The sequence below is a fragment of the Companilactobacillus musae genome, from assembly GCF_003967595.1.
In the GTDB taxonomy this organism is placed as follows: domain Bacteria; phylum Bacillota; class Bacilli; order Lactobacillales; family Lactobacillaceae; genus Companilactobacillus; species Companilactobacillus musae.
Genome location: NZ_BIFW01000006.1, coordinates 13,234 through 35,444 on the forward strand (window position 1 = coordinate 13,234; position 22,211 = coordinate 35,444).

The 22,211-nt window shown below is 34.5% G+C and carries 24 protein-coding genes; 7 read left to right on the plus strand and 17 right to left on the minus strand.

Going from position 1 to position 22,211, the window contains the following annotated elements; all coding sequences use genetic code 11:
• Positions 1-86: 86 nt before the first annotated feature.
• The 11 genes from LAB100_RS08820 to LAB100_RS08870 all read right to left on the minus strand — a co-directional run bounded on the left by LAB100_RS08820 (position 87) and on the right by LAB100_RS08870 (position 11,264).
• On the minus strand, positions 87-1,037 hold the full coding sequence (locus LAB100_RS08820; protein WP_119327153.1) for a peptidoglycan recognition protein family protein: 951 nt from the start codon (positions 1,035-1,037) through the stop codon (positions 87-89).
• Between the two features lie 105 nt (positions 1,038-1,142).
• Positions 1,143-1,637, minus strand: coding sequence for a sigma-70 RNA polymerase sigma factor region 4 domain-containing protein (locus LAB100_RS08825; RefSeq protein WP_119327154.1), 495 nt, complete (start codon positions 1,635-1,637; stop codon positions 1,143-1,145).
• A 166-nt stretch (positions 1,638-1,803) separates the two neighbouring features.
• The gene (locus LAB100_RS08830; protein ID WP_119327155.1) at positions 1,804-2,568 is read right to left on the minus strand and encodes a hypothetical protein; all 765 of its coding nucleotides are present in this window, start codon (positions 2,566-2,568) and stop codon (positions 1,804-1,806) included.
• A 218-nt stretch (positions 2,569-2,786) separates the two neighbouring features.
• On the minus strand, positions 2,787-4,514 hold the full coding sequence (locus tag LAB100_RS08835) for a glycoside hydrolase family 73 protein (protein WP_119327156.1): 1,728 nt from the start codon (positions 4,512-4,514) through the stop codon (positions 2,787-2,789).
• 128 nt (positions 4,515-4,642) lie between these two features.
• Entirely contained in the window at positions 4,643-4,882 is a 240-nt protein-coding gene (locus tag LAB100_RS08840; protein WP_119327157.1) for a hypothetical protein, read from the minus strand.
• Positions 4,883-4,998: 116 nt separating this feature from the next.
• Positions 4,999-6,348 (minus strand): DUF3329 domain-containing protein, encoded by a 1,350-nt coding sequence (locus LAB100_RS08845; RefSeq protein WP_281273995.1) that lies wholly within the window; start codon positions 6,346-6,348, stop codon positions 4,999-5,001.
• A gap of 162 nt (positions 6,349-6,510) precedes the next feature.
• Positions 6,511-7,527 (minus strand): acyltransferase, encoded by a 1,017-nt coding sequence (locus tag LAB100_RS08850; RefSeq protein ID WP_119327159.1) that lies wholly within the window; start codon positions 7,525-7,527, stop codon positions 6,511-6,513.
• 117 nt (positions 7,528-7,644) lie between these two features.
• On the minus strand, positions 7,645-8,616 hold the full coding sequence (locus LAB100_RS08855; protein ID WP_119327160.1) for an ABC transporter substrate-binding protein: 972 nt from the start codon (positions 8,614-8,616) through the stop codon (positions 7,645-7,647).
• 142 nt (positions 8,617-8,758) lie between these two features.
• Positions 8,759-10,459, minus strand: coding sequence for a hypothetical protein (locus LAB100_RS08860; RefSeq protein ID WP_119327161.1), 1,701 nt, complete (start codon positions 10,457-10,459; stop codon positions 8,759-8,761).
• Between the two features lie 368 nt (positions 10,460-10,827).
• On the minus strand, positions 10,828-11,040 hold the full coding sequence (locus LAB100_RS08865) for a DUF2922 domain-containing protein (RefSeq protein ID WP_119327162.1): 213 nt from the start codon (positions 11,038-11,040) through the stop codon (positions 10,828-10,830).
• Positions 11,041-11,057: 17 nt separating this feature from the next.
• Positions 11,058-11,264, minus strand: a complete 207-nt coding sequence (locus tag LAB100_RS08870) for a DUF1659 domain-containing protein (protein WP_119327163.1) — start codon at positions 11,262-11,264, stop codon at positions 11,058-11,060.
• 158 nt (positions 11,265-11,422) lie between these two features.
• Here LAB100_RS08870 and LAB100_RS08875 point away from each other — a divergent pair, with 158 nt between their 5' ends.
• The gene (locus tag LAB100_RS08875; protein WP_119327164.1) at positions 11,423-12,304 is read left to right on the plus strand and encodes an outer membrane protein assembly factor BamD; all 882 of its coding nucleotides are present in this window, start codon (positions 11,423-11,425) and stop codon (positions 12,302-12,304) included.
• A gap of 49 nt (positions 12,305-12,353) precedes the next feature.
• Here the strand turns inward: LAB100_RS08875 and LAB100_RS08880 are convergent, their stop codons facing one another.
• From LAB100_RS08880 to LAB100_RS08890, 3 genes are read right to left on the minus strand one after another with little or no spacing between them, the layout of a single operon-like run.
• Positions 12,354-12,605 (minus strand): hypothetical protein, encoded by a 252-nt coding sequence (locus tag LAB100_RS08880; protein ID WP_119327165.1) that lies wholly within the window; start codon positions 12,603-12,605, stop codon positions 12,354-12,356.
• 2 nt (positions 12,606-12,607) lie between these two features.
• Positions 12,608-12,901 carry a hypothetical protein gene (locus LAB100_RS08885; protein ID WP_119327166.1) on the minus strand — a complete coding sequence of 98 codons (294 nt, stop codon included), beginning with the start codon at positions 12,899-12,901 and terminating at the stop codon, positions 12,608-12,610.
• Positions 12,894-14,105, minus strand: coding sequence for an AAA family ATPase (locus tag LAB100_RS08890; protein WP_119327167.1), 1,212 nt, complete (start codon positions 14,103-14,105; stop codon positions 12,894-12,896). The genes LAB100_RS08885 and LAB100_RS08890 overlap by 8 nt, the downstream gene beginning before the upstream one ends.
• A gap of 432 nt (positions 14,106-14,537) precedes the next feature.
• Here LAB100_RS08890 and LAB100_RS08895 point away from each other — a divergent pair, with 432 nt between their 5' ends.
• The 6 genes from LAB100_RS08895 (at position 14,538) to LAB100_RS08920 (ending at position 18,320) form a co-directional block, all read left to right on the plus strand.
• A complete protein-coding gene (locus tag LAB100_RS08895; protein WP_119327168.1) occupies positions 14,538-14,993 on the plus strand; it encodes a hypothetical protein in 456 nt (151 codons plus the stop codon).
• A gap of 175 nt (positions 14,994-15,168) precedes the next feature.
• Complete coding sequence (locus tag LAB100_RS08900) at positions 15,169-15,978, plus strand: SLAP domain-containing protein (RefSeq protein WP_162894253.1); 810 nt, start codon at positions 15,169-15,171, stop codon at positions 15,976-15,978.
• Between the two features lie 271 nt (positions 15,979-16,249).
• Positions 16,250-16,909, plus strand: a complete 660-nt coding sequence (locus tag LAB100_RS08905) for a RelA/SpoT-related domain-containing protein (protein WP_162894254.1) — start codon at positions 16,250-16,252, stop codon at positions 16,907-16,909.
• A 33-nt stretch (positions 16,910-16,942) separates the two neighbouring features.
• On the plus strand, positions 16,943-17,686 hold the full coding sequence (locus LAB100_RS08910) for a Panacea domain-containing protein (RefSeq protein WP_119327171.1): 744 nt from the start codon (positions 16,943-16,945) through the stop codon (positions 17,684-17,686).
• 77 nt (positions 17,687-17,763) lie between these two features.
• The gene (locus tag LAB100_RS08915; RefSeq protein WP_119327172.1) at positions 17,764-18,135 is read left to right on the plus strand and encodes a hypothetical protein; all 372 of its coding nucleotides are present in this window, start codon (positions 17,764-17,766) and stop codon (positions 18,133-18,135) included.
• Positions 18,135-18,320, plus strand: coding sequence for a hypothetical protein (locus LAB100_RS08920; protein ID WP_119327173.1), 186 nt, complete (start codon positions 18,135-18,137; stop codon positions 18,318-18,320). The genes LAB100_RS08915 and LAB100_RS08920 overlap by 1 nt, the downstream gene beginning before the upstream one ends.
• A 157-nt stretch (positions 18,321-18,477) precedes the next feature.
• Here LAB100_RS08920 and LAB100_RS08925 read toward each other — a convergent pair whose 3' ends face one another.
• The 3 genes from LAB100_RS08925 to LAB100_RS08935 all read right to left on the minus strand — a co-directional run bounded on the left by LAB100_RS08925 (position 18,478) and on the right by LAB100_RS08935 (position 22,192).
• The gene (locus LAB100_RS08925; protein WP_119327174.1) at positions 18,478-18,726 is read right to left on the minus strand and encodes a P8 family protein; all 249 of its coding nucleotides are present in this window, start codon (positions 18,724-18,726) and stop codon (positions 18,478-18,480) included.
• Between the two features lie 406 nt (positions 18,727-19,132).
• The gene (locus LAB100_RS08930; protein WP_119327175.1) at positions 19,133-20,623 is read right to left on the minus strand and encodes a hypothetical protein; all 1,491 of its coding nucleotides are present in this window, start codon (positions 20,621-20,623) and stop codon (positions 19,133-19,135) included.
• 117 nt (positions 20,624-20,740) lie between these two features.
• Positions 20,741-22,192 carry an APC family permease gene (locus tag LAB100_RS08935; protein WP_119327176.1) on the minus strand — a complete coding sequence of 484 codons (1,452 nt, stop codon included), beginning with the start codon at positions 22,190-22,192 and terminating at the stop codon, positions 20,741-20,743.
• Positions 22,193-22,211 lie beyond the last annotated feature (19 nt).

Sequence of the window (22,211 nt, forward strand, 5' to 3'; positions counted from 1 at the left end):
AATGATAGCAAAAAAAGACCCGCTTTTCAGCGCGTCTTTTGTAATAATCTGTTATAAAAAAGTAACTTTCTTATAAAACGAAAGAATTATTTAACGTAATTGCTTGCAACCCATTCGTTAGTAGCAACACGGTGGTATTGAACACCATTGTAATCCTTAACTTGATCAGTATACCAAGGTGTGTTGTTAGCTAAAGCACGGTTAGTAATCTTTTGCATTGAACCATCACTCAAGAAAGCGACCAATGGAACGTATGAACCTGAAGCGTTATTTACATTAATAACATTGGCATTACCGTTATCTGTGCCACCATTATTAGTAGTATTTGAGCTACCACCATTAGTAGTACCCTTCAATTGGTTGTAGTACTTGCCAATTAGATCATAGAATTGATCCATGCTGTAACCCCAGTTTGCAAAGTAGCCAACTGGATCAGTGTGAGTTGTTTCGCCCCACTTCTTAGATACGTCATTATGTGACATAACTGTAACGCCTGGTGTAAATGGCAAATTGTATTGAACTAATTTAGAAGCTGTGTAATATGCTTGGTTAGCAACTGATCTAGCAAATGCATCAGTTGAGCTTACTTCACACAATTCAACTTGAACGAACTTGGCATTAGCTGTAGGACCAGCACCCCAAACTGCATAGTCAGTATTCTTGATATTCAAGATTTGGTTGTTATCAACAAAAGCATGAACATATGTATAAATGTTTGACCATTCACGATTAAAGTATGTAGCTTCGTTTTGAGCTGTAGCTCCTGGTGTAGCTGTTTCATGAATAACAACACCTTCGGGCTTACCAACACCATTTTCATAAGGTGTCCAGTAACTAAATGTCCCCTCTTGGTTAGTTATTGAAACTGGTTGAATGTTGTTGTTATTGATGTAATCATTAATAGCTGATGTAGCAGCCTTTGTTGTTTGAACTTGTACCCCTAATTGTGGAACTACTTGTCCAACTGTTGTAAAACTGATACTGGCTAGGGCAACTGAAGTCACCAAACTAGTCATAATCTTCTTCTTTGATACCATAATTAAATATTCCTTCCCGCCGTTAATTTCCTTAACGTTATAAATTATAACAACTTTTTTCACATATTTGATAAAAGTAATAAACCTGTAATCAGATGGTAAAATTTAACGTTCGCTCATATGTCGTAACTTATGCAAAAGCTTATCCCGTCGGTACCTCAATGCCCTAGTAGTCTGTTGATAATGTTTTGCCAATATTACTAAGGGAATCCCTTTGATGAAATGTTTTTGCAATATGTCTTTTTCAACTACCGACAACTCGGAAAAATTTACGAAATCCAGATGTTCACCTGTATTATTTTCAGGAATTCTTTGAAAATCAAATTCTTCCAAACTATGAAAATCAAAATAATGCTTTTCTTGTCGTAACATATCAGTTAATCGCCAAGTTAATTTTTGAAATACGAATGCTTTGAATTTTGTCATATCTTGATGTTTTTGACGGTATTTTTCATAAGTCTGCGCATACAAAATCATTGCCTCTTGAAAGTAATCATCATAATCAGCCCGTGTAGAAAAAATATGGACTCGTTTTAAAACTCCATGGATCAATCGTTGGTTGTTGAGAGCATCTTGAAAACCTAATTCCAAATTATTCATATTGTGAGTTCTCCTAGTTTACTCACAAGCGCTTGTGGTGGAATTAATATAACTGAATCTGATCGCATATATTAGTTGCCAAAATGAAACCAAAATCCTATTAAACCGGGATTTTACTTTTTATGACAAAATAAAAACGCCCTTCTGGACGTTTTTTTGATTTATCTTAGTAAAGTTTTTTTATTCGCTGTAAATTTTGTCGATAGTATATCTTTTCTTCTTCAGGATATTCTGATTCTATTCCCAAATGATCGATTAAAAAGGTCATAAAGAGAACTGTAATTTGTTCTGAGTCATTATCAGTCTTCACTTTTAAGTGTGTATGGCAGTCGCAATTTCTAAATTTCAAAACTAAACCAGTTTCTTTCGGAGCCTTAATTTCAGCCAAACCCGCCAGCAAAATTCTTTCCATAAATTCAAGATTTTTCTCAATCAACACACAGACATCATGCAAACGATTCTCCAGATTACCTTTAGCAAAATTCATTTTGATAGTTAAACCATTTTTGGTAATAAAATACGCATACCCTTTATTTTGACGATATCGAACTATCTTATGAATTCCGATCCAATCGGTATTTTTTCTACTGCCACCTCTCAACGGCATATAAGCCACATATAAAAAAACGAATGGCAAATAATGTCTGATACTAAAAAAGTCGGCCATCACTTTAGACAAAGCGAAGCCGACCCCATTTATTTTATAAAATTCATTAATAATTTGCTTAGTAGTTCTTCGATCTACGAACACACCGAAAAGAGCATGCATCACCAAAGTATTGCCATCATTCCTACTCTCTGATACATCAAATAATGCAATAATTTCAAAATCAACGTCAAACGATTCTCTTTTCTGCAAAGGTTCATGCTTAACGTTTAAAAGATATTCTTTACTTATTTCTAAATCTTCATCTAATAACTTAGATTGCATAAAAAATCTCCTTTTATTGTATTTTATACTTCAACTAGTACAAGTCGTAATATAACAAAAGTCAGAATTTTTAAAAATCTAATATGCCATTATTTACATTCTTTTTACTTAAATTAAGATATGTAAACTTATGCTAATAATTAATCCGTAAAAATAAAATAGTATCTATCGGAATCCCGATAGATACTATTTTGTCATTTATTAAAATTTTTCAATAATTAGTCAGCATTATATATACAATACTTGCCATTGACCCAACCGGCATTGACTTTATACCATGTTTGTCCATCGACAATTTGTTTAGAAGTTACTCGCCAAGTTGTTCCATCAGCCAATCTAGCACCAGTAAATTTATTATTGGTTGCAGGACTGTTATAAACGTTAACTCCATATCCAGGAATATAGTTGATCTTAACCATTCCAGAAACTGAAGTTACGTAATTTGAACCTTTGACTTGTACATCATTGGCATTGACCCATTGGTCTGTAGCCACTCGATACCAAACTGATCCGTCTGAATGGACTGACTTCTGATCAATTTTCCAGTCAGTTCCATTAGCAAGACTGACGGCTAGGACGTTATGTTTTGAATCGTAAGCTCTAGCACTCGGTGTAGCTATCACATGGACAATATCTGGATATGATGAGATTTGGTCTTCTTTATAGTCGTCATTAGCAATTTGTGACTTCAAAGTTACATCATTTGCCAAAACATAGGCATCATTGCCAACAAAGTAGAAAGTATTACCCTCGTCGTCAACCACATAGGCCGTAGTAATCCATGCGGATTGATATGGTAAAACTCGATCCGTTGCTGATTTAGTATTAGCGGCTTTATAAACTTTTGAACCGGCATTATTAATAACAATTGCTGTATCAGCAATCTTAACTTTAGGATTGGACTTTTCAGAAGCTAGTTGAACATCGTCTGCCTTAACATATTCGTTTGAAGCAACTTGATAATAGACTGTGCCATCTGCCGCAACTACCTTTGAAGATACGTGCCACTCTGTATTATTAGCTAATGCACGATTAGATACGATTTGATTAGGATTGGCATTGATGTAGATTGAAGCCACTCCATTCTTCGTAATCGTCGCTGTATCATCTATACTTGTTTGTGTTCCGTTAACTGAACTATCGCTAATACCATTTGTATTAGCGTCACTATCATATTGTGTCAAATTATAAGTCTCGATTATTCTATTCAATGTTGATGCATAGACTGGACTTGTTGCATAGCGGCCTTGCAACCAAGACGTAGCATCTTTGTATGAAGAGGTATTTTCTTTCCAAGTACCCTTATAAAAATCACCAGCACCACTGATACCGTTTCTCAACAGACTTGCATTATCGGCAAAAGAATCATAAATACTTGGGTAACTTCTAAAGTTATCGTAAATTGTATAATAGCCCTTTTCAGCACTCCACTCTTGAGTAGGAAAACTGACGAAGGAACCATTATAGTCACCTTTTACACCAAAGTAATTATTGTACTTAGCTGATAGATCAGATGTCCCCCAAGCACTCTCAACAATAGCCTGTGCCATACTTACTGAAGCATAGACGTTGTACTTTGAAGCTACTTGTTGGGCAATAGGACCAACCTTACTAATAAATGCACTCTGTTGCGATTGAGAAACACCCTGTGTGACTGCACCGCTTTGAGTAATAGCTCTGACTGCATTAGCCGGTAAAACGCTATTTGAATTTGTTTCCTCACCAGCTTCAATAGCGTCCGCTGCATTCTCATCGATAGGAGCCCCCTGTTGATCCATAACACTGGCAACATTAGGATCTTTGGCATCAGACTTTTGTTGATCTTGATCATCTTGATTACCATCATCGTTAGAAACGGCAGCTTTCACTGGAGAAGCATTTGAAGATACACCAACTGCTGCTAGAAAACTTGCTAGAGCAGTAGAGGCAACCCATTTTTTATTCATAATGTCTCCCTCCAATTAAAAATAATAACTAACTGTAGACTACTATGTAAAAGGATTGCCTTCAATAAAACTTTAAGAAAACTAACAATATTTAAACATTTTTGTGCAAATTTAAATCATTCGTAACATTACTCGTTCATGTCAACGTAAGTAACGTATTCTGCTTCGATCCATTCGCCATCTTGAGCGATACGATAAAAGACTTTGCCATCGTCACCTGTTCCCTTGGCATCAGTATACCAAGCTGTTTCACCATTAACATATTTATCTTGTAACATCTTACGGTTCACTTCGTAAGTATCAAACAAGAAGACAACGTAACGAGCATCTTGGTTGACCTTAACAATACCATGTACATTTTCAAGCATTGCAAATTACCACCTTTTAAAAGTTAATACTATTTTTATTATACCTTAAATGGTATAAAAAAAGGCACTTGCAAAGCAAGCCCCTTTAGAAATTGTATTCAAATTATAATATCTTGTTACTTTTCGTAGTACCCACTAATCTGATCAACACCAAAGAATTTCGATTCCCAAACATTCATCCAAGATGCTGGATCTGGGGCAATTCCAACTGTCCCATTATAGGCGTTGTACTTGCTCTTCTGTGGCGTCAAAATTTGAACATTGGCATTCTTAGGAGTTTTGTCCTTAGCCGCTTCAATATTCTTGTACTGTTGCGTTACTTGATAATAACTCGTACTAATATCGTGATAAGCTGGCATGAAGCTGAAAACAAAACAAACCGCTATTACCAATGAGATCAATAATGGTGTTATCTGCATTTCACTGAATAATTGATAAACTATGATAAACAATGCAATACCTAAGAACATGATACTGCCAAAGAAAGTTCTTTCTGGATATTCTGGTGACATTGCCAAAGCATAAGCTGCAGCAAAGTGTCCGATTATAAAGAAAACTACTGCCCAAAAACTATCACGAGTTAACTTCTTCATCAGAATCGCTACCACAAACAAAATAATAAATAAGACATAAACTGACACCAAATTATGCAGTAACAACTTTGTAATACCTTTGATATTGCTCAAAATAATTTCTGGAGTTCGGTGCATATTGCCACGTTTTTGTGAACCAGGTGACATCATCATCAAGATAAAGCCAATTCCACTGAAGACGACACCGGCAACTGAATTCAGATTGATCTTACGTTCTTTAATAAAACGTCTAACCATGAATAATAGCACGATCAAAACGGCAGCTGGCCCGGAATTTTCATTACTTGCACCAGCTAAGAATCCTAGAATTGCTGCAAAAATCATATTCAAAGCGTTCAACTTAGGATTGCGCAAATTATAAAGAATATACCCTAGATAGATAATACTCATCCACAAGTAATTACCGGCTCCAGAAACCCAGAGAACAGATTGACCGAAGAAGGGAATATAGAACCAAGTAAAGAAGAAAATCAAAGGTAAGATAAATGGATTACTCTTCTTACCTGATAGTTTAGTCGCAAATCTATTAATAAAGACTAACAACAAAACATAGATCAAACTATTAAAAATATTAAAGACCATTTTGGAATCAAATTGCATAAAGAATTGAACTACTGAATGAGCTACGAAACGTCCATTCCAATTCATGTAATGGTTATACATTGAATATGGAATCGACCAAGTCGTAATTCGTTGCATATGTTTTTCTACCCCTGGAGTGTGGTAGACGAACCGATATATATAATCATCAGCTGTATACATAGTCTTCATATTCAAGATCATCAAAATAATAAAGACCAGAACCAAAACGATTGCTGACAAAATCATTCGATTAGGTTTAGTACGAAGTTTGTTTAATAATGCTTTGATAATAAATCACCCTAGTATAACTAGATATCCTTTCTATATGCCATCCTCCGCAACAAAGAAAATTGGGCTGGAACGTAGAATTTCACTACTGAGCCCATTTTCTTTGTTGCTCCGGACTAATGTATTACTTTGTTTATAGGTATTAAAAATCTTAATATTACAAATTTAAGTAAAGATTCTCCGTACCAACGGAATACTGTGAAGTATAAAAATCACTGCCAGACAGATAGCTGTGGTTATTCCAAAGGTCTGCCAATAATGTGTGAAGTGAACTAAATACTTCTCTACCATAAAAATTACGATTCCATGTAAGAGATAAACTCCGTAAGTCAATGGTGCTATTACTTCGACTACTTTAGCAAACCAATTATGAAGATGTGGTTCAAAGGATCTGAAGGTCGTGTAGATCAAAATAATTGTTATCGGTAAAACAATCGTTGAAACTATGTGCAAATAACTGAATCGCTTGCTTTGAGCTAAGAAGCTGACCCAAACGTTCAGATAAAATAAGATCAAAATGAATAATGAATTTATCCACGGATCAACTCGGCGATGTCTCTCTCTAGTTAAACGATAGCCAAGTAAGAAATAACCAATACTCTGTGACACTACAATCTTGCCCATGAAGTATCCACTGAAATAATCATTCCAAGGTTTAGGTAAGGTTTGTGAGATATCTGGTAATAAAATCACGAAGATAAACCACAGAATCAATCCATACGTCAAAAGGTTATCGCTGATACGATCAACCATACCCTTCAAAAGTGGTGACAATAGATACAGCATGATCAGTGGATAGACGAACCAATAAGCTACCAAGACCGGTTGATGAAAGATATTAACAATACTGTCCCAAGGATTTATCGGTGGATTGGTATTAATAGCACTGTTAGCAAATGCTGAAATCACCGACCAAACCAAAAACGGAATCACTATTCGTGGCAGTCGATGCAAAAATAAATATTTCAAACTATAAGTTCGATCACTGTTCAGTAGCATGGCACCACTGATCATAAAGAACAATGGCACAGCAACTTCACTAATAACCACTGCTCCACTAGCAATTTGCCAATTCAAGTTGTGCTTTCCTGCCCCCAAGATAGAAGCGCAAGAGTGCGCTAAAACAACCAGTAACATGGCTAAGATACGAATGAAATCTACATATATTAATCTTTTTTTCAAAATAATTCCCCAAATTTTCAGATATGCTTACATTTTAACGTATATTTCAAGTTAATCAGGTAATTATTAAAGAAAAAAAAGAAGATATCCTAAATTCGATATCTTCTTATGAATTAATTATTTAACACCTTTAACTTTTAGGGTATTAGCCTTATAACTAATCTTACTTTTGTAAAGCTTTTGAGATTTAGCATATTTGAAAGCCTTATTGAAATCAGACTTCTTAACCTTATGAATCTTTTTAAAGTTAACGTCTAACTTAGTAATATCCTTAGCACCTTTATCATTAATACCGAAGTCTCTCAAAGCGGCACCAGCAACACCATAACCAGCCATCTTGTCCATGTTCTTGATTTCAGTGTTCATGGTACTAACAATAATTTGAGTAGCAGCAGTATTCTTCTTAGTAACCTTAGTATTGGCAATCAAAACTTGACCATTGTCAGCATTGATCTTTTGACGGTTAAGGATCTTAGCACCATTACCCTTAGCATTACTAATAGAAGGATCAGATACAACAGCAGCGTTAATCTCGCCAGACTTCAAAGCATCAACACGAGCAGAATCAGAATCAATTTGTTTGATTTTAACACTTGAAAACTTCATCTTATTCTTCTTCAAAAGACTATTAAGGTATTGTTTAGTACTATCTTTCTTATCAATAGCAATTGTCTTACCTTTAAGACTCTTAACGCTCTTGATACTCTTGTTAGCAACTAAACCATAGTAACCCGGTAAAGTGCCAATAATCTTCCAGCTAGGGTTAGCTTTAACCAAGGCAGCATAGTTAACTAAATCAGTTGTGGCAAAGTTAACTTCACCATTTTTGATACCTTCATTCAATTCAGTATTTGAATCATATGCTTTTGTATCAGCATCAACGTTATTACGGTTGAACTCACTATTATCCTTAGCCATAGTGGCAGGAATAGCAGCAGTATTCTTCAAAGTACCAATCGTAATCTTGTCTTTGTTGACCATTGATGAATCAGCAGCTTTAGCATTTGTCAGACCCAAAAATGGCAATGATCCTAAGACCAAAAGAAAAGCAGCGACTACGATAGCAATTTTCTTTAAACTACGTGACATAATAAAACTCCTTTTTGTTTAAGTACACTTTTTTAGTGTAACCTTTTACAAAAATAAATTCCATATCAGAACAAATTCTTAGGATATTTTTAGACAAAAAAAAGACCCGCTTACGCGAGTCTTTTAAATTACTAACTAATGATTAGTAAGCAACGTAGTTTACACCGTTACCTGCTTGTACCCATTCGCCAGTAGCAACGTGATATACAGTTTGTCCAGCAGCATTAGTTGCCTTCTTGTCTGTGTACCATTCTGAGTTTCCAGCTAATGCACGGTTTGAAACTGAAGCACCGTTGTCATTGTATAGCATGTAGATGAATGATGAAGGACCATCCAATGTAACCTTACCATTTAGGGCTTGAACGTCAGTGTATTCACCTTCGTTGTTGTTTGATGAACCCTTTTCTGAGAATGTTACATCGTTAGCGTCAATCCATTCGCCAGTAGCAACACGGTATTGTTGGTTACCATCTTGGTCTGTACGAACTTTATCAGTAGCCCAGTCAGTGTTCTTAGCAAGAGCACGGTTTGTGATTGTGTTACCTTCGTCATCTTTCAATGTGTAGTAAGCATTGGCACTCTTTGTTGTAACAACGCCAGCCTTATCAGTTGTTGTCCATTCTGCTTCACTATCTGAAACCTTGATGGCACGTACAAATGTAATTGTTTGTTCTCCGGCATTTGTTGTGAAGTCATAACCAGATGTAGCTTGTTTACCATTTACATAAATAGTGTAGTTATCAGGATCACTTTGGTACTTGTTAATCAAGTATGCAAGTGATGATGATGCATTAGCAGTAAATGTTACACGTTGGTAATATGTTCCAGCAGTCTTAAATTCACCGTCTTTAATATCACTACCGTTTTGATCAACAACACCTGTTGTACCGTTGTTGTTCATAGCAGCAGCATATGTATAGTAGAACTTGTTACCTAAGCTAATATCTTTTGTAGCAACAGAGTTTCCATCTTGATCTACAAGTGAAACACCTGCTGGATTAGTCAACTTAGTAGCAGCTGTCTTTGAGTTCTTAGCAACATTAATAGGTGTTGAGAACTTAGCATTTACTGACTTGATTTCATTTTCATTTGACTTGTTTACGTTAAATGTAGCAACCTTTTCGTATGAACCGTAAACCTTTGAACCAAGAGCTTTATATTGACCATAAACAGTGAATTCTACTGGCAAGTATTTATCCATTGCCATAGCTTTTTGTAATTGGTCTCTGTTCAATGTTGTTGAACCATCATATGTATTACCTTGATTGTCAGTAGCTACAATGTAGAATTGAGCATCATGTGAGTTCAAAACATTCTTGTCAGTTTCTGTCAAGTTTGAAGCATTCTTAAGCAATGGTTTGATACTTGCTAAAAAGTCGTCTGACTTAGCAGAGTTAGATGAACCAAGTTCAAATGAACCTAAGTTAACGTTACCTGCATTATCAGTCAAAGTATCAACGTTCATATTGCTGAATTGATCACCAAAGTTAGTCATTGCTGTCTTAACATTTGAGTCATCTGTGTCACTACTAATCTTAACAGTAACATCCTTTGTAACAGGTGTAGTATCAGCACCTAAAGTAATTGTTGTTGAACCATCGATAGCTACATAGCCAGCTGGAATGTTAAGTTGTTGAACAGAGTTAACATCACCCTTAATTACTTGAGGTTCACCAATAATTTTACCATCAGTAGTTTTGTAAGTTACAGTTGTTTGTGCTTGAGTAGCAGCTTCGGCAGCCTTTACAGTAGTTGAAGCAGTAGAAAGTGCAGGTGCAGCAACTGGAGCAACAGTTAGAAGTGTTGCAGCAGCGATTCCTGCGTATTTAATAGATTTTTTCAATGTATAATCCTCCCCTGGACTACAAGAATTTATTATTTTAATTGTTAGTGGGCTATCCCACTGACAACCATTATATGAAACTCCGGCTTCGGAATCAACTGAAAATCATAAAGTCCTTTGTTTTGTAACATTTCTGTATTAAATATCACGGTTTTGTAATATTTATACAAATATCTGTACATAAATTGTAGTTTTTTGACTATAAATAATCACTAAATTACAATTCCATTACAAATAATGTTAAACAAAGAATTGAATGACGTTTAGTTAACTCAAAAGAGCCTACTCTTATTCTAATCGAATTAAGTCGTAGGCTCAAGGTTTACACCCTAAAAAGTTTAATTAATTTGTCTAAATACTGCATAATTCTAAAACACTTCGGTTTCAGTGCGGTCAATATATTTGGCACCAAGTACTTCTTGATAAAGTTCCACAGTGTCTTTTTCAAAAAGTTTACTGGCTTGGATCTTTTGCATGGCTGTTTTAACGACTGAGGGATCTAGGTCAGCTTTGACATAACTCAAAACTAAATTTTTCTTGTTACCCTCAGCAGTTTTAAATCTTAATTGTAATTTCTTCATATTAGTTACTCCCCTTCTTATTCAGCACTCAATTGATCATGTTTGATAACTTCTGAACCTAAGTATGTATCGCCATCTGATAATAGTTGCAATCCTTCAGCGAAAGATTTGATTTGTTTTTCTGTAGGATCTGGAACAATATTATTGAAGGTTGCTGTTCGAGTTCCCTTTGGATATTTGTCATTTCCCATGACGATTGTAATTGATGTTTTCTTCCAACTCATTTTTCTTACCTCTTTAATATTATTTGTAAGAACTTACCGGCCGGTTCAAGTAACTTACATATATAGTAACGATTGGGAATGACCAAAACGGAAATATATTTTTGAATTTCCTGGAACATGTTATAATTCACGCAGTACTTATATGGAGGAATTTGGAAATGAAAAAAGCATTATTACTCGTAACAACCGGTCTAGCACTGGTTCTAGCTGGCTGCAGTAATTCTTCATCGTCAAGCAAGAGTAGTGACAACAGCAATACTTACAACACAGAAATGACTAAAGGTAACGACGCTGTTAATGACAAAAATTACTCAAGGGCTGCTGATCACTTCGAATCAGCCGTCAACGCTAAGAAGACAAATAAAGCAACTGCTTACGAAAAACAAGCTACTAACTTGGTTAAAGCTAAGAAATTGATGAATCAACGTCAATTCGCTACTGCTAAGAAAACTTTAACTTCAGTTAAGAACCAAGATAACGGCAATAAGAAGATGACTAATCGTGCCGAAACACTTTTGAAGCAAGTTAAGAAGATCCAATTGAACCGTAACAACTTCAAGATGGACATCAAGAATGCTAAGACATTGATCAAGTCTGGAACAAACGACCAAGCTCGTTCACTTTTGGAACAAGTAACTAAGTTCAAAGGTATCAAGGACAAGTATTACTCAGACCTTTATACACAAGCTAATACCTTGTTAGATTCATTACCAGAAACATCATCTAATACAACAGCTGACACAAATACAGATACTAATAATAGTAGTAACACGTCAACTGATACGAATAATTCCAACAATTCATCAGACGACCAAAGCAATAATCCCGCCGCTAAGGGTGACTTCGATATCGAAAAGAAAGAAGTCGGCGGCAAGGAAATCACTGACCAAGATATTGCTAACGCTAGACAACAATTAACAGACCAAGGCGTTAAGACCGTTGGTGCTTGGAGTGATAATGATATCATCCGTGCTATCAAGAATGCCCATGCCGATGGTAGAACTACTATCAAACCTTCTGACGCTAAGGTTAGAAACTAATTATTATTAAAAAAGTGTCCTGAAAATCATCTGATTTTCAGGACACTTTTTATTTATCTCTCAAAAGACTGGCAAGAGTATTCTCAAATGGATCTTTAGATTTCTTAGAATAGTCTTCAATTGTCTTAACTAGGGCATCTGGTCTACTATTCCAAAAATCATAAACAAACTCAGGTGACTTAACATCATTCATTTTATAATATTTTTTACACCATTCGTGAGCCGGAAGCTTTTTCCCCTTTTTATCAGTCTTTTGATTCTTAAAATTATCAAAATCATTATTGTAAACAATAAACAACATTTCTATTTCTGGAGAAGTATATATATATTCGTTATATTGGAAATCATTCTATTAAAAGCTCTAAGTAGTATAAATTTTTCACTATGAGAATCCAAAATTCTAAAAATAGCGATTTGATTATCTCTAAACCCATAACCCAAATGTTCATTAGCAAAAGTTTTACCTTTTCTACTCTTGATAATATCTTCTTCTAACATATCAGTTCTATTAAATTTCAAAAAATTGTTATCTAGTAGGACATTCATAACTGCTTTTTCAGATCCACCTTCAATAATCACGGCAATATACTTATCCATTCAAATGTGCCCCTTCCTTATTGAAGTCAGTAACACTTTTTATAGTAGCTTTCTTCAAAGAAAGATAAGCACCATATTCTGGAGTTGTTCCGTGAATACTATCTGATACAAATACTTCAGAACGCATCAAATCATTGCGGATATTTGTACTTGAGTACCTGATTAAGGAAACTTTGTTTAATCTTCTCGCAATATAAATTTGATCATTTCTATTCATATCATCCAAAAACTCAGAATAATGTGTAGTAAAGACTAATTTGGCGTTATTCACATTAATGGCTGGGTCCTTAAAATAATTAATAAAAGTTCTAGCGATGGCATGATTAAAATGATTTTCAATTTCATCAACAAAAATTATGCCACCTCTTTTTAAGGTGCTTAATATCTGAGTATACAGTGAAATCCCCTTTGCAGTACCTGATGACAGATAATACTCAATTGTTGCAAAATTACGATCAGTTATCTCTTCATCTCTATTCTTAAACTTGAGTCGATAAAAAGCCTGGTTGTTGTTTAAATCATTAGTCCTTTCAATTTTCAAATATTCAATACTAGGATCTAAATACTGTAATATCTCACTCGGTACGGCTCCTAAGTCAGAGATGAATAAATTAGTATTAGTAAAAATCGTATTATCAGTAATTAGGGGAATCTCATAACTATTTCCCTTAATAATAGTTCTAAACATAGAATCATCTGGTGCTAATACTGCCGCCACCTCAGAGCTTAGATTATCACGGTCCATAATCAAATTAGTCTTTGAGAAGTTTAATAAATTCTTCTTGCTTTCACTCACAAGCGCTTTTTTTCGATATATTCTTTCTGTTTCAATCTCTAACTTATTAGAATCAATTACAATTTCATCCTTATATATAAGCCTGTCACTACCGTATAAATAAACATCAAATTTCACTTTAGAATTGTCAAACAACGTTTCTTTTAATCTAGTTTCACTTACCGACTTATTATTAAAAACTACTGATAGAATACCCATCATCAATTTTAAAATGGTTGTCTTACCCGTAGCATTCTTTCCAACGATAGTCGTTATATTATTCGTATAATTAGTGCCATATAAATGCATCAAGGACTCTGTATGACTTTTAGAAACTCTACTTTCCGTTAATAATGATAATTCAAGATTCTTTTCAAATAGTGGATATCCCGAAATATCTAGTGACAAAAAGCGTAATTTATTTGTCATTCTTTCACCCCTTTTCATAATTCAATATTATCAAAAAATAAGCTTTTTAACCATCGAAAACGTTTAAAACTCATTTTATATATTTAAATCAGCTATTTATAACAGTCTTCATACATCTTTTAAATAATAACACCATATTCCTTATAGCCTAGATTATTCCAAACTAAACAAGCTATAATATTTAGGTTAAGCATTAATTTTCAATACCACAATTTTAATTAACAATACTAGACATCAAAAAGCTAGTCCGGAGCAACAAAGAAAGTGGGCTCAGTAGTGAAATTCTACTTAGCTCACGCAGTGAGGTTAGTAGAAGGCCAAACTTGAAGACTGTTGGCAACGCCAAAAGGCTCCAAGTCGTGCCCACTACGTTCCAGCCCAATTTTCTTTGTTGCGGAGGACGGCATCCTTAAAAAAACTCTGGAGGATAAAATGAGCAAGACTAAATTACAAAAGTTTAAAAATCGGTCAATTATAATTGCTTGTATCGTGGTACTGGCACTAGCATTTCTCATCCCTCAGATATATCGCAACGGTCATTCTGCACCTTACTGCTATTCTTCAGGAACTCAAATCACTCTAGAAAGTAAGAACACCCACAAGTTAAACGACTATCAAAAAAAGCAATTTACCAAAATGGCTCGCCTAGCTATCGACAAAAAAGATGGACCTTTTGATTGGAAGAATTACCAAAACGTTTCAATCAGCGTTTATAAGATGAAGAAACCTTCTGTCTACGGCATTATCTACAAAATAAGACCCGTGATCCATCAAAAAAATATCATCACAAGTTCCATCATCGTTAAACTGTCTGATCGTGATCTCAAGAGTTATCACAAATTTGAAACCAAGGACTATTCTTCTGATTTTTCCAATTTTCTCGATTAATCTTCCAATAAAAAACATCGATTTTTCATAACTTTTGCCTAATCTGAAAGTATACGAAACGTAATTCTAAAGAATTAATAACGTTTCTTTTAACTGTTCCTTAAACCCATTGCGTAATTTTGAATTGCATTATAGGTTTATTATGAACCGCAAAATAAGACGAGGAGGTAAAACGATGAAAAAGAATAAAGTTCTAATCGGCTCAGCATTAGCTCTTTTAATTGCTCCAACCGTACTGTCTAATTTGTCGCCTCAAACCGTACGTGCGGCAGATACATCAGAAATCGGTTTAGTAGGTACTGTCAACGGTAGCGGGGTCTTGGTCGATGACCAAGGTAATGCTATTACAAGTACATTTCTTCCAAACAATAGTTCTTGGAAGCTAGGCAGTACTAAGCAACTCAATGGCGTAACTTATTATCAAGTTGCTACCAACGAATGGATTGCTGCTAATAATTTGAATATTAGTACTCAACAAGATGCACAAACTCAAGCAGATACTACTTATAATGATCAAATTGCTAATTCTGGACAAACCGGAACTACTAAATGGGCAGCTTCTGTTGTCAACATCCAGGGACAAGCTGTAACTGGTATCACTCTACCAGCTGGCAGTACTTGGAATATTGGTGCAACTGTTAACATCAATGGTGCAGCTTACATGCAAATCGCCACAGATGAATACGTTGCTGTCAGTGACTTGAATATCAATTCAAACGCCACACAACAACAACCTGTTGTCGGTACAGTAGTTAATGGTCCAGCCAATGTTTATGATACTTCGATGGATTCTTTCTCAGGTCGTCAATTACAAGACGGCTCACAATGGAAAGTCGGTCAAATGGTTCAAAATAAATATGGCTACACATTCTATCAAGTTTCTAACAACGAATGGACACAAAGTTCAAACATGCAATTGAATCAAAATGACGCTCAACAAAATGTAACAAGTGAGCCTGAATTTGCTACATCAGTTACACAATAATTAGGGTTAAGGATATTTATATATTTATATTTCACAATTTCTTCACATTTGGGTTATAGTATAGTAAGTGGTAAACAAGAATATTGTTTTACTGAAATATGAGAAATATATAATAAACAAACTAATTAAATAACCTTCCTCCCTGATATAGAAGAAGCCTCCTGGTTCCAGGAGGCTTTTTTAATGCTTTCAAAATTTCATATTATTGTATTACCCTTATATTTATAATAAACTAGTAACACTATTAATTTTTAGAAGGGATTTTTACAATGTGTCTTTAGAAAATGATCTAGAATCAGCAATTCTTAAAATAAATTCAGTTTACAACAAATTATCAATTGCGTATACTGGTGAAATATTTAACTTTAGAAAAGAAAAAGTAAAAGATATTATTGACGATGATTCAATCATTAAAGATACATATCAGAATATTTTTGACAATTATAGACAATTTTTAGCAGATAATCAGCTATCATTATTTACTCTGAGTTTTGACTTAGATGATATATTTGATGATGATTTATACAAAATCAACGAAAGAATTAAAGCAGCAAATTCTATATATGAAAAACTTCGTAGATATTGTGATAAAAAAGAAAAAGGAGATATTTCTCTTAATAAATGTCTTAATGACTTCTTTGGAATTAGGATGGTCTTCACTGATTTAATAGAAAATAAACAAAATGTCTTAAAAACATTGGAAAAGCTAAAAGAAAATAAAGTCATAAAAAGATATTATGTTCGTAATGACGGTGAATATAGTGGTATTCATATCACTTTAAATGGTAACGATAATTTAAGATTTCCTTGGGAATTACAATTATGGGATAAGTCAAAATTTGAATCAAACATGAATGCTCATGACTTACACAAGGAAATGACAAAATACACAAATATACCCAAACATTACTTTACTAAAATGGAACTTTAGATGTTAAAATATGGAATGAGGAGGTGAGATCTTATGTACAAGCATTTTATAATTATTTCTGATAGCTATCAAAAAGGATCTAGAATTGGATACAAAGAAACAGAAATAAGTACAAACCGAAGTTTATTACACAAGATTTTAGAAGTTAAGGATATTTTAAAAGAGAATAATATTACTTCTTACTCAACTCATTTAATTGAAACTGATAAGCCTTCTTGGAAATCAATAATTGATTCCGATCCTTTCTTTAAAGATATTCTGACATTAAACAATATAGATGATTTTATTAAATACTCTAAAGACGAAATAACTTCAAAAGATATTGCAGAATACGTCTTTGAACGCCATCCTCTTACAACATTGCCAATGATGAAAGTTGTCTACTATATATACTCTGATTTTCTTACGACATACAAAAAGCCATTATTCAAAAATAACTTTGTTGCATTTAAATATGGTCCTGTCGATAAAGAGCTTTGGAAAGAATATAGATATATGGGGGAAAAAAAGATAGAGCCTCTTTTTAAAAGTAAGGACGATTCAATTTCACCTGTAGTAAGTAAGCTTATCAAATCAGGAGAATACGGACACATTAAACATATATTTGATTCCTTAGTAAAAAATAAAAAGGTTTTAGATGATCCCTTCTTTTTAAAAAATTTAACACATCAAGATGGAACTCCTTGGAGCAACGTTTACGAACCGCACGAAAACAAGGCGATAACTGATGATACAATTATAAAGTTCCATTCATCCGAAAAAAGATCATTAACTTAAGAAGCCTCCTGGTTCCAGGAGGCTTTTTTAATGCTCAAAAAAATTCTATAATTAATTATAGAAATGAGGGTGGAAATTTGAGTCTTGATAAAAAACTAAATAATGTCACACATAAAATCGATAATTTTAATGATGAAACTAAGCTAAGCTTGAAACTACATGTTGAACGTGAAATGTCGGCGCATCGTAAAATTTTGCCTAAAGGTTTATTCTACAGCGAGATTCACGAAGAAATTCAAACTGAAGTAGATCGAAAAATGGCTGATTTCACTAAAAATACTGATTTGAAGCCCAAAGAACTTTACACTTATTTGAATTCAAAATTACAAGACGATCCTACCCTTTCCAAACGTCAACTGCATTTTTTGGCATATGACCACTTGGCAAAAACTACTAACAGTAAATTTCTCAGACGAATTTTTAAAACAATGAAAAAGAGGATGAAATAATGGGGAGAATTTCTAACAAACATGCACCTAAAGTGTTCTTGAAATTTGTTATCAAGCAAATGACTGTTTTCATTACTAGTAAAGAATTTAAGAAACGTGTCATGGACTTCCTATTTAATGTCGTCGATGATGTCGTATCGTTAGCTTATGACAACGCAAAAAAATCAGAATCCCGAAAATCTTAGGATTCTGATTTTATATATATAATATTATTTTTACCGTTTAATTTAATAAAACGATAGTCTTTCAAATAAACCTCATGTTATATCTAATTTTACCTAAAAATTGCATAAAAAAATCCTTTAGACATCACATCTCGAAGTCTAAAGGAAAATTAAAGATTTATTTTTTAAGGTTTTTTTCGACAAAGTCGCGTACATCTGCATCCTTCATTTCGAGGAATGGTTTTTCAGCTTCTTCAGTCTTAACTGTATCGTGATTGTTGTTCTCCATGAAATAATCCCAGATTGCGTCACGAACAACTGTATCATCATCGCTCCAGTCGAAAGCCTCACTCATCTTTAGGTTTAATACTTCTGGTTCTTTTGCAATGGCTGCATCAGCCATCTTTGATGGATCTACTTCTGCCATAATTCAACAACCTCCTTAGTTACAAGACCTATTATAGTTCTAATCTGAAAAAGTGACACACTAAATGCCTATAATTTTTTATGATTTTATTGATTGGCATAATCTTTTCACTAATAATAGCTGATATCATTGAGTTTTATAAATAAATTATACCTTTTATACAAAATGTACAACAAATTTGATTGAAAATTGAGTTTATTTATGGGACATCTCATGCTATACTTAGGTCTCGCAATTAATTACTCGGCCTCGTTTTAATTATTGCGTAAACTTCGTGGTTCTGGTCAAACCACACCCTCATATTATATACAATATATAATATTGTTAGTTTTCTCCTTACAAGTCAGACTAACAATATAAAAAAAGGTCGCCATTCTTGTCAAATGTGGCGGCTTTTTTTGCGCAATTATTTATCTTTTAAAACAAACTCGTTTGTAGCTACACGGTAAGCTGTTATCGGTTTTTGATAATCACCCAAATAGGCAATTCTATCTACGTGCCAGCTTGTATTAGCGCCTAAAGCTCTGTTTGTTATTTTTTCATCTTCGGCATTAATCAAAGATGTTTGCTTTTCAACATTTAAACTCATTGGATTATCTTCATAAACATAAGCTTCTGTTGATCTAACCCACTCGTTTGTGGCAACACGATAGTAACGTTTATTATTATAGGTAATCATTTGGTCAGTAAACCAGCCAGTGTCGGGTGCTAAAGCTTTATTAGTAATTGGTGTAAAGCTCTTACCTGATAGTGAATAGAGTTTGGCTGGGCCTTTATTTGAATAGGTTGAAACCGTTTGATTGAGATAACCATAGCCTAACTCATTATCGCTACTAGAACTAGAGCTAGAGCTATGTGACCCATTGTTAGTTGGTTTGGTTGGTATTTTTGTATAATTTACTATCTGATTCTTGTTAACTGTGATTTGTCCGTTACCACCATCATTACCTTTAGTAACTGTGGCTTTAACTGATGTTTTGTCAGCTTTATAACCCGAAATTTCAGGAACTGGAACATCAATTTCAGAACCAAACTTTCCAGATACTGCCTCTGTCGAAGTAACCGTTGTAGATTTCCCATCTTCAACGGCGGGAATATCCACTTTCTGCGTTACTGAATCCTTGGAAAGAACTTTTCTACCATCATTTTCATCGTCTTTTAAATAATTTGCGTCAGCAAAATTCCACATAGACGTTGGTTCATTTAGATTTGAAAACAAATGAGAATCTTGTTTTATCCATGTAGAACTGTCTTGAATATAATGTGTATCATCATTAGGCTTTTCATCAGCATCAACTCCAAAATAAAAATTACCTATAGTTGGTTCTGAAAGAAAATGCATCAAAAGATCAGGATCCTGTATTACATAGTTCTCATCCTTAATATTCTTTGCATCATAATCGCTAAACCCTTCTACACTATTTCCATCCCAATTTAAAACATTGCCCCACTTGTTGTCCCTTATTTCTACGACAACCGGTATTTGGATTTTCACTAAGGGTGCCCTTGTAAGATCAAGACCAGCGTTATCTTCTTCACTTAATGTTGCATTTACCGTGCTACCTAATTCCCCCGTATAATCATAAACATAATAACCGTCACTATCATTAGTGGGAACTTTTACTTTTCCGGTAACCTCTGCACTAGTTATAAAATTTGTCCTTTTTTCTAGCTTAACTTTAACGCTAACTGGTTCATATCCAATTTCATCTTTTGCAAATTCATATTTAGGAACCGGTTTATAATCGTCGTCATCATTCTTTGCAGTAGTCACTTCAGTATCCGCTGCTTTTACCGGTAATTCATAATTTACAACTACTCCCCCTACAAATCCCACAGCAAGAAGTGCCGCAATTACTCTAGAGTACTTTCTTTTATAAAAAGTTTCTTTTTTCATATGAATTTACCCTCACTTAAATTCAATATTTTTATATGTTTATATCAACATATTTATTTTAACTCATTGCCAAAACAAAAGACCATTCTTATCTCTAAGAATGGTCTTTCTTAATACTTACTTATTCTTTTCAGCGTCGTGTTTTTTACCTAAAGTAGAATGGTGCATTCCATAAGTAAAGTAAACGACTAATCCAATGGCGAACCAAATTCCGGCATAGAGCTTAGCTTGAATATCAAGTCCCCAGAAGATCACTAAAGCACCGATAAATCCTAGTGCTGGTAGGACTGGATAAAATGGTACTTTGAAATCTGGCACGGCAATATCTTTTCCTTCACGTTTTCTTAATGGATAGATTCCTAAAGAAACGAACATAAAGGCAATCAGAGTACCGGCGGAAATCAATTGTGCTAAGAACGCAAATGGACAAAAGGCACCGATTAAAATACCAACGATTGTTAAGACTAACAAGGCATGATTAGGAAGGTTATTTTTGTTTAACTTACCTAACCAACTTGGTAACATTCCGTCACGTCCGAATGAATAAACTAGTCTTGAACCAGCTAACATCATTCCGATCAAAGCGGTAAACATCCCGATAACGGCAATAGCTTGAATAACACTAGCAATAATTGGGTGTCCTGCATGTCTTAATGCCCAACCAACTGGTTCAGCGTTATTAGCATAAGCAGAATATTTAAACATTCCAACTAGAACTAAAGCTACAGCAACGAATAAAACTACGGCAATCAAGAGTGAACCTAAAATTCCTCGAGGCATGGTCTTCCCAGGATCTTTAGCTTCGGCTGAATTAGCAGCAATTGAATCGAATCCAATATAAGATAGGAAGATCATTGAAACTCCGGCATAAATTCCTTGCCAACCACCAAAAGCAGTTCCATCTGGATTGACACGATATTTAGGAATGAAAGGTACATAATTTTCAACATGAATGGCTGTTAATCCAACGATAATGAAGGTTAAAACAGCTAGAACTTTTAAAATAACTAAAACATTTTCAACTTTGGCGGCACCACCAGCACCGTGGGAGATCAGCCAAGCAACTGCAGCAATTACAACTACGGCAACCAAGTCGACGATTCCACCATTACTACCAAAAGTATTAGCAATAGCATTCGGGAAGTGAACTCCTAATGGTTCCAACAGTCCCCTGAAGTTGGCGGATAACCCCGATCCAACAAAGGCTAAGGCGATAAAGTATTCGGCTAACAGAGCCCAACCAGCGACCCAACCGAAAAACTCACCGAACATAACATTGATCCAAGAATACGCTGAACCAGCAAATGGCATAGCAGCAGCCATTTCAGCATAGGCAAAAGCTACCAAACCAGCTACGATAGCAGCGGCAATAAATGAAAATACTACTGATGGACCAGTATGTTCAGCAGCAACGACCCCTGGCAAAGTAAAGATTGAAGTAGAAACAATCGTCCCTACACCTAACGCCAAGAAATCTTTGACAGTCAAAACTCTAACTAAATGTGAATCTTTGTCCTCATAAATACTCGGATCTTCTTTTAAGGTTAAACGTTTAAAAAAATCACTCATAAAAAATACACTCCTCTTG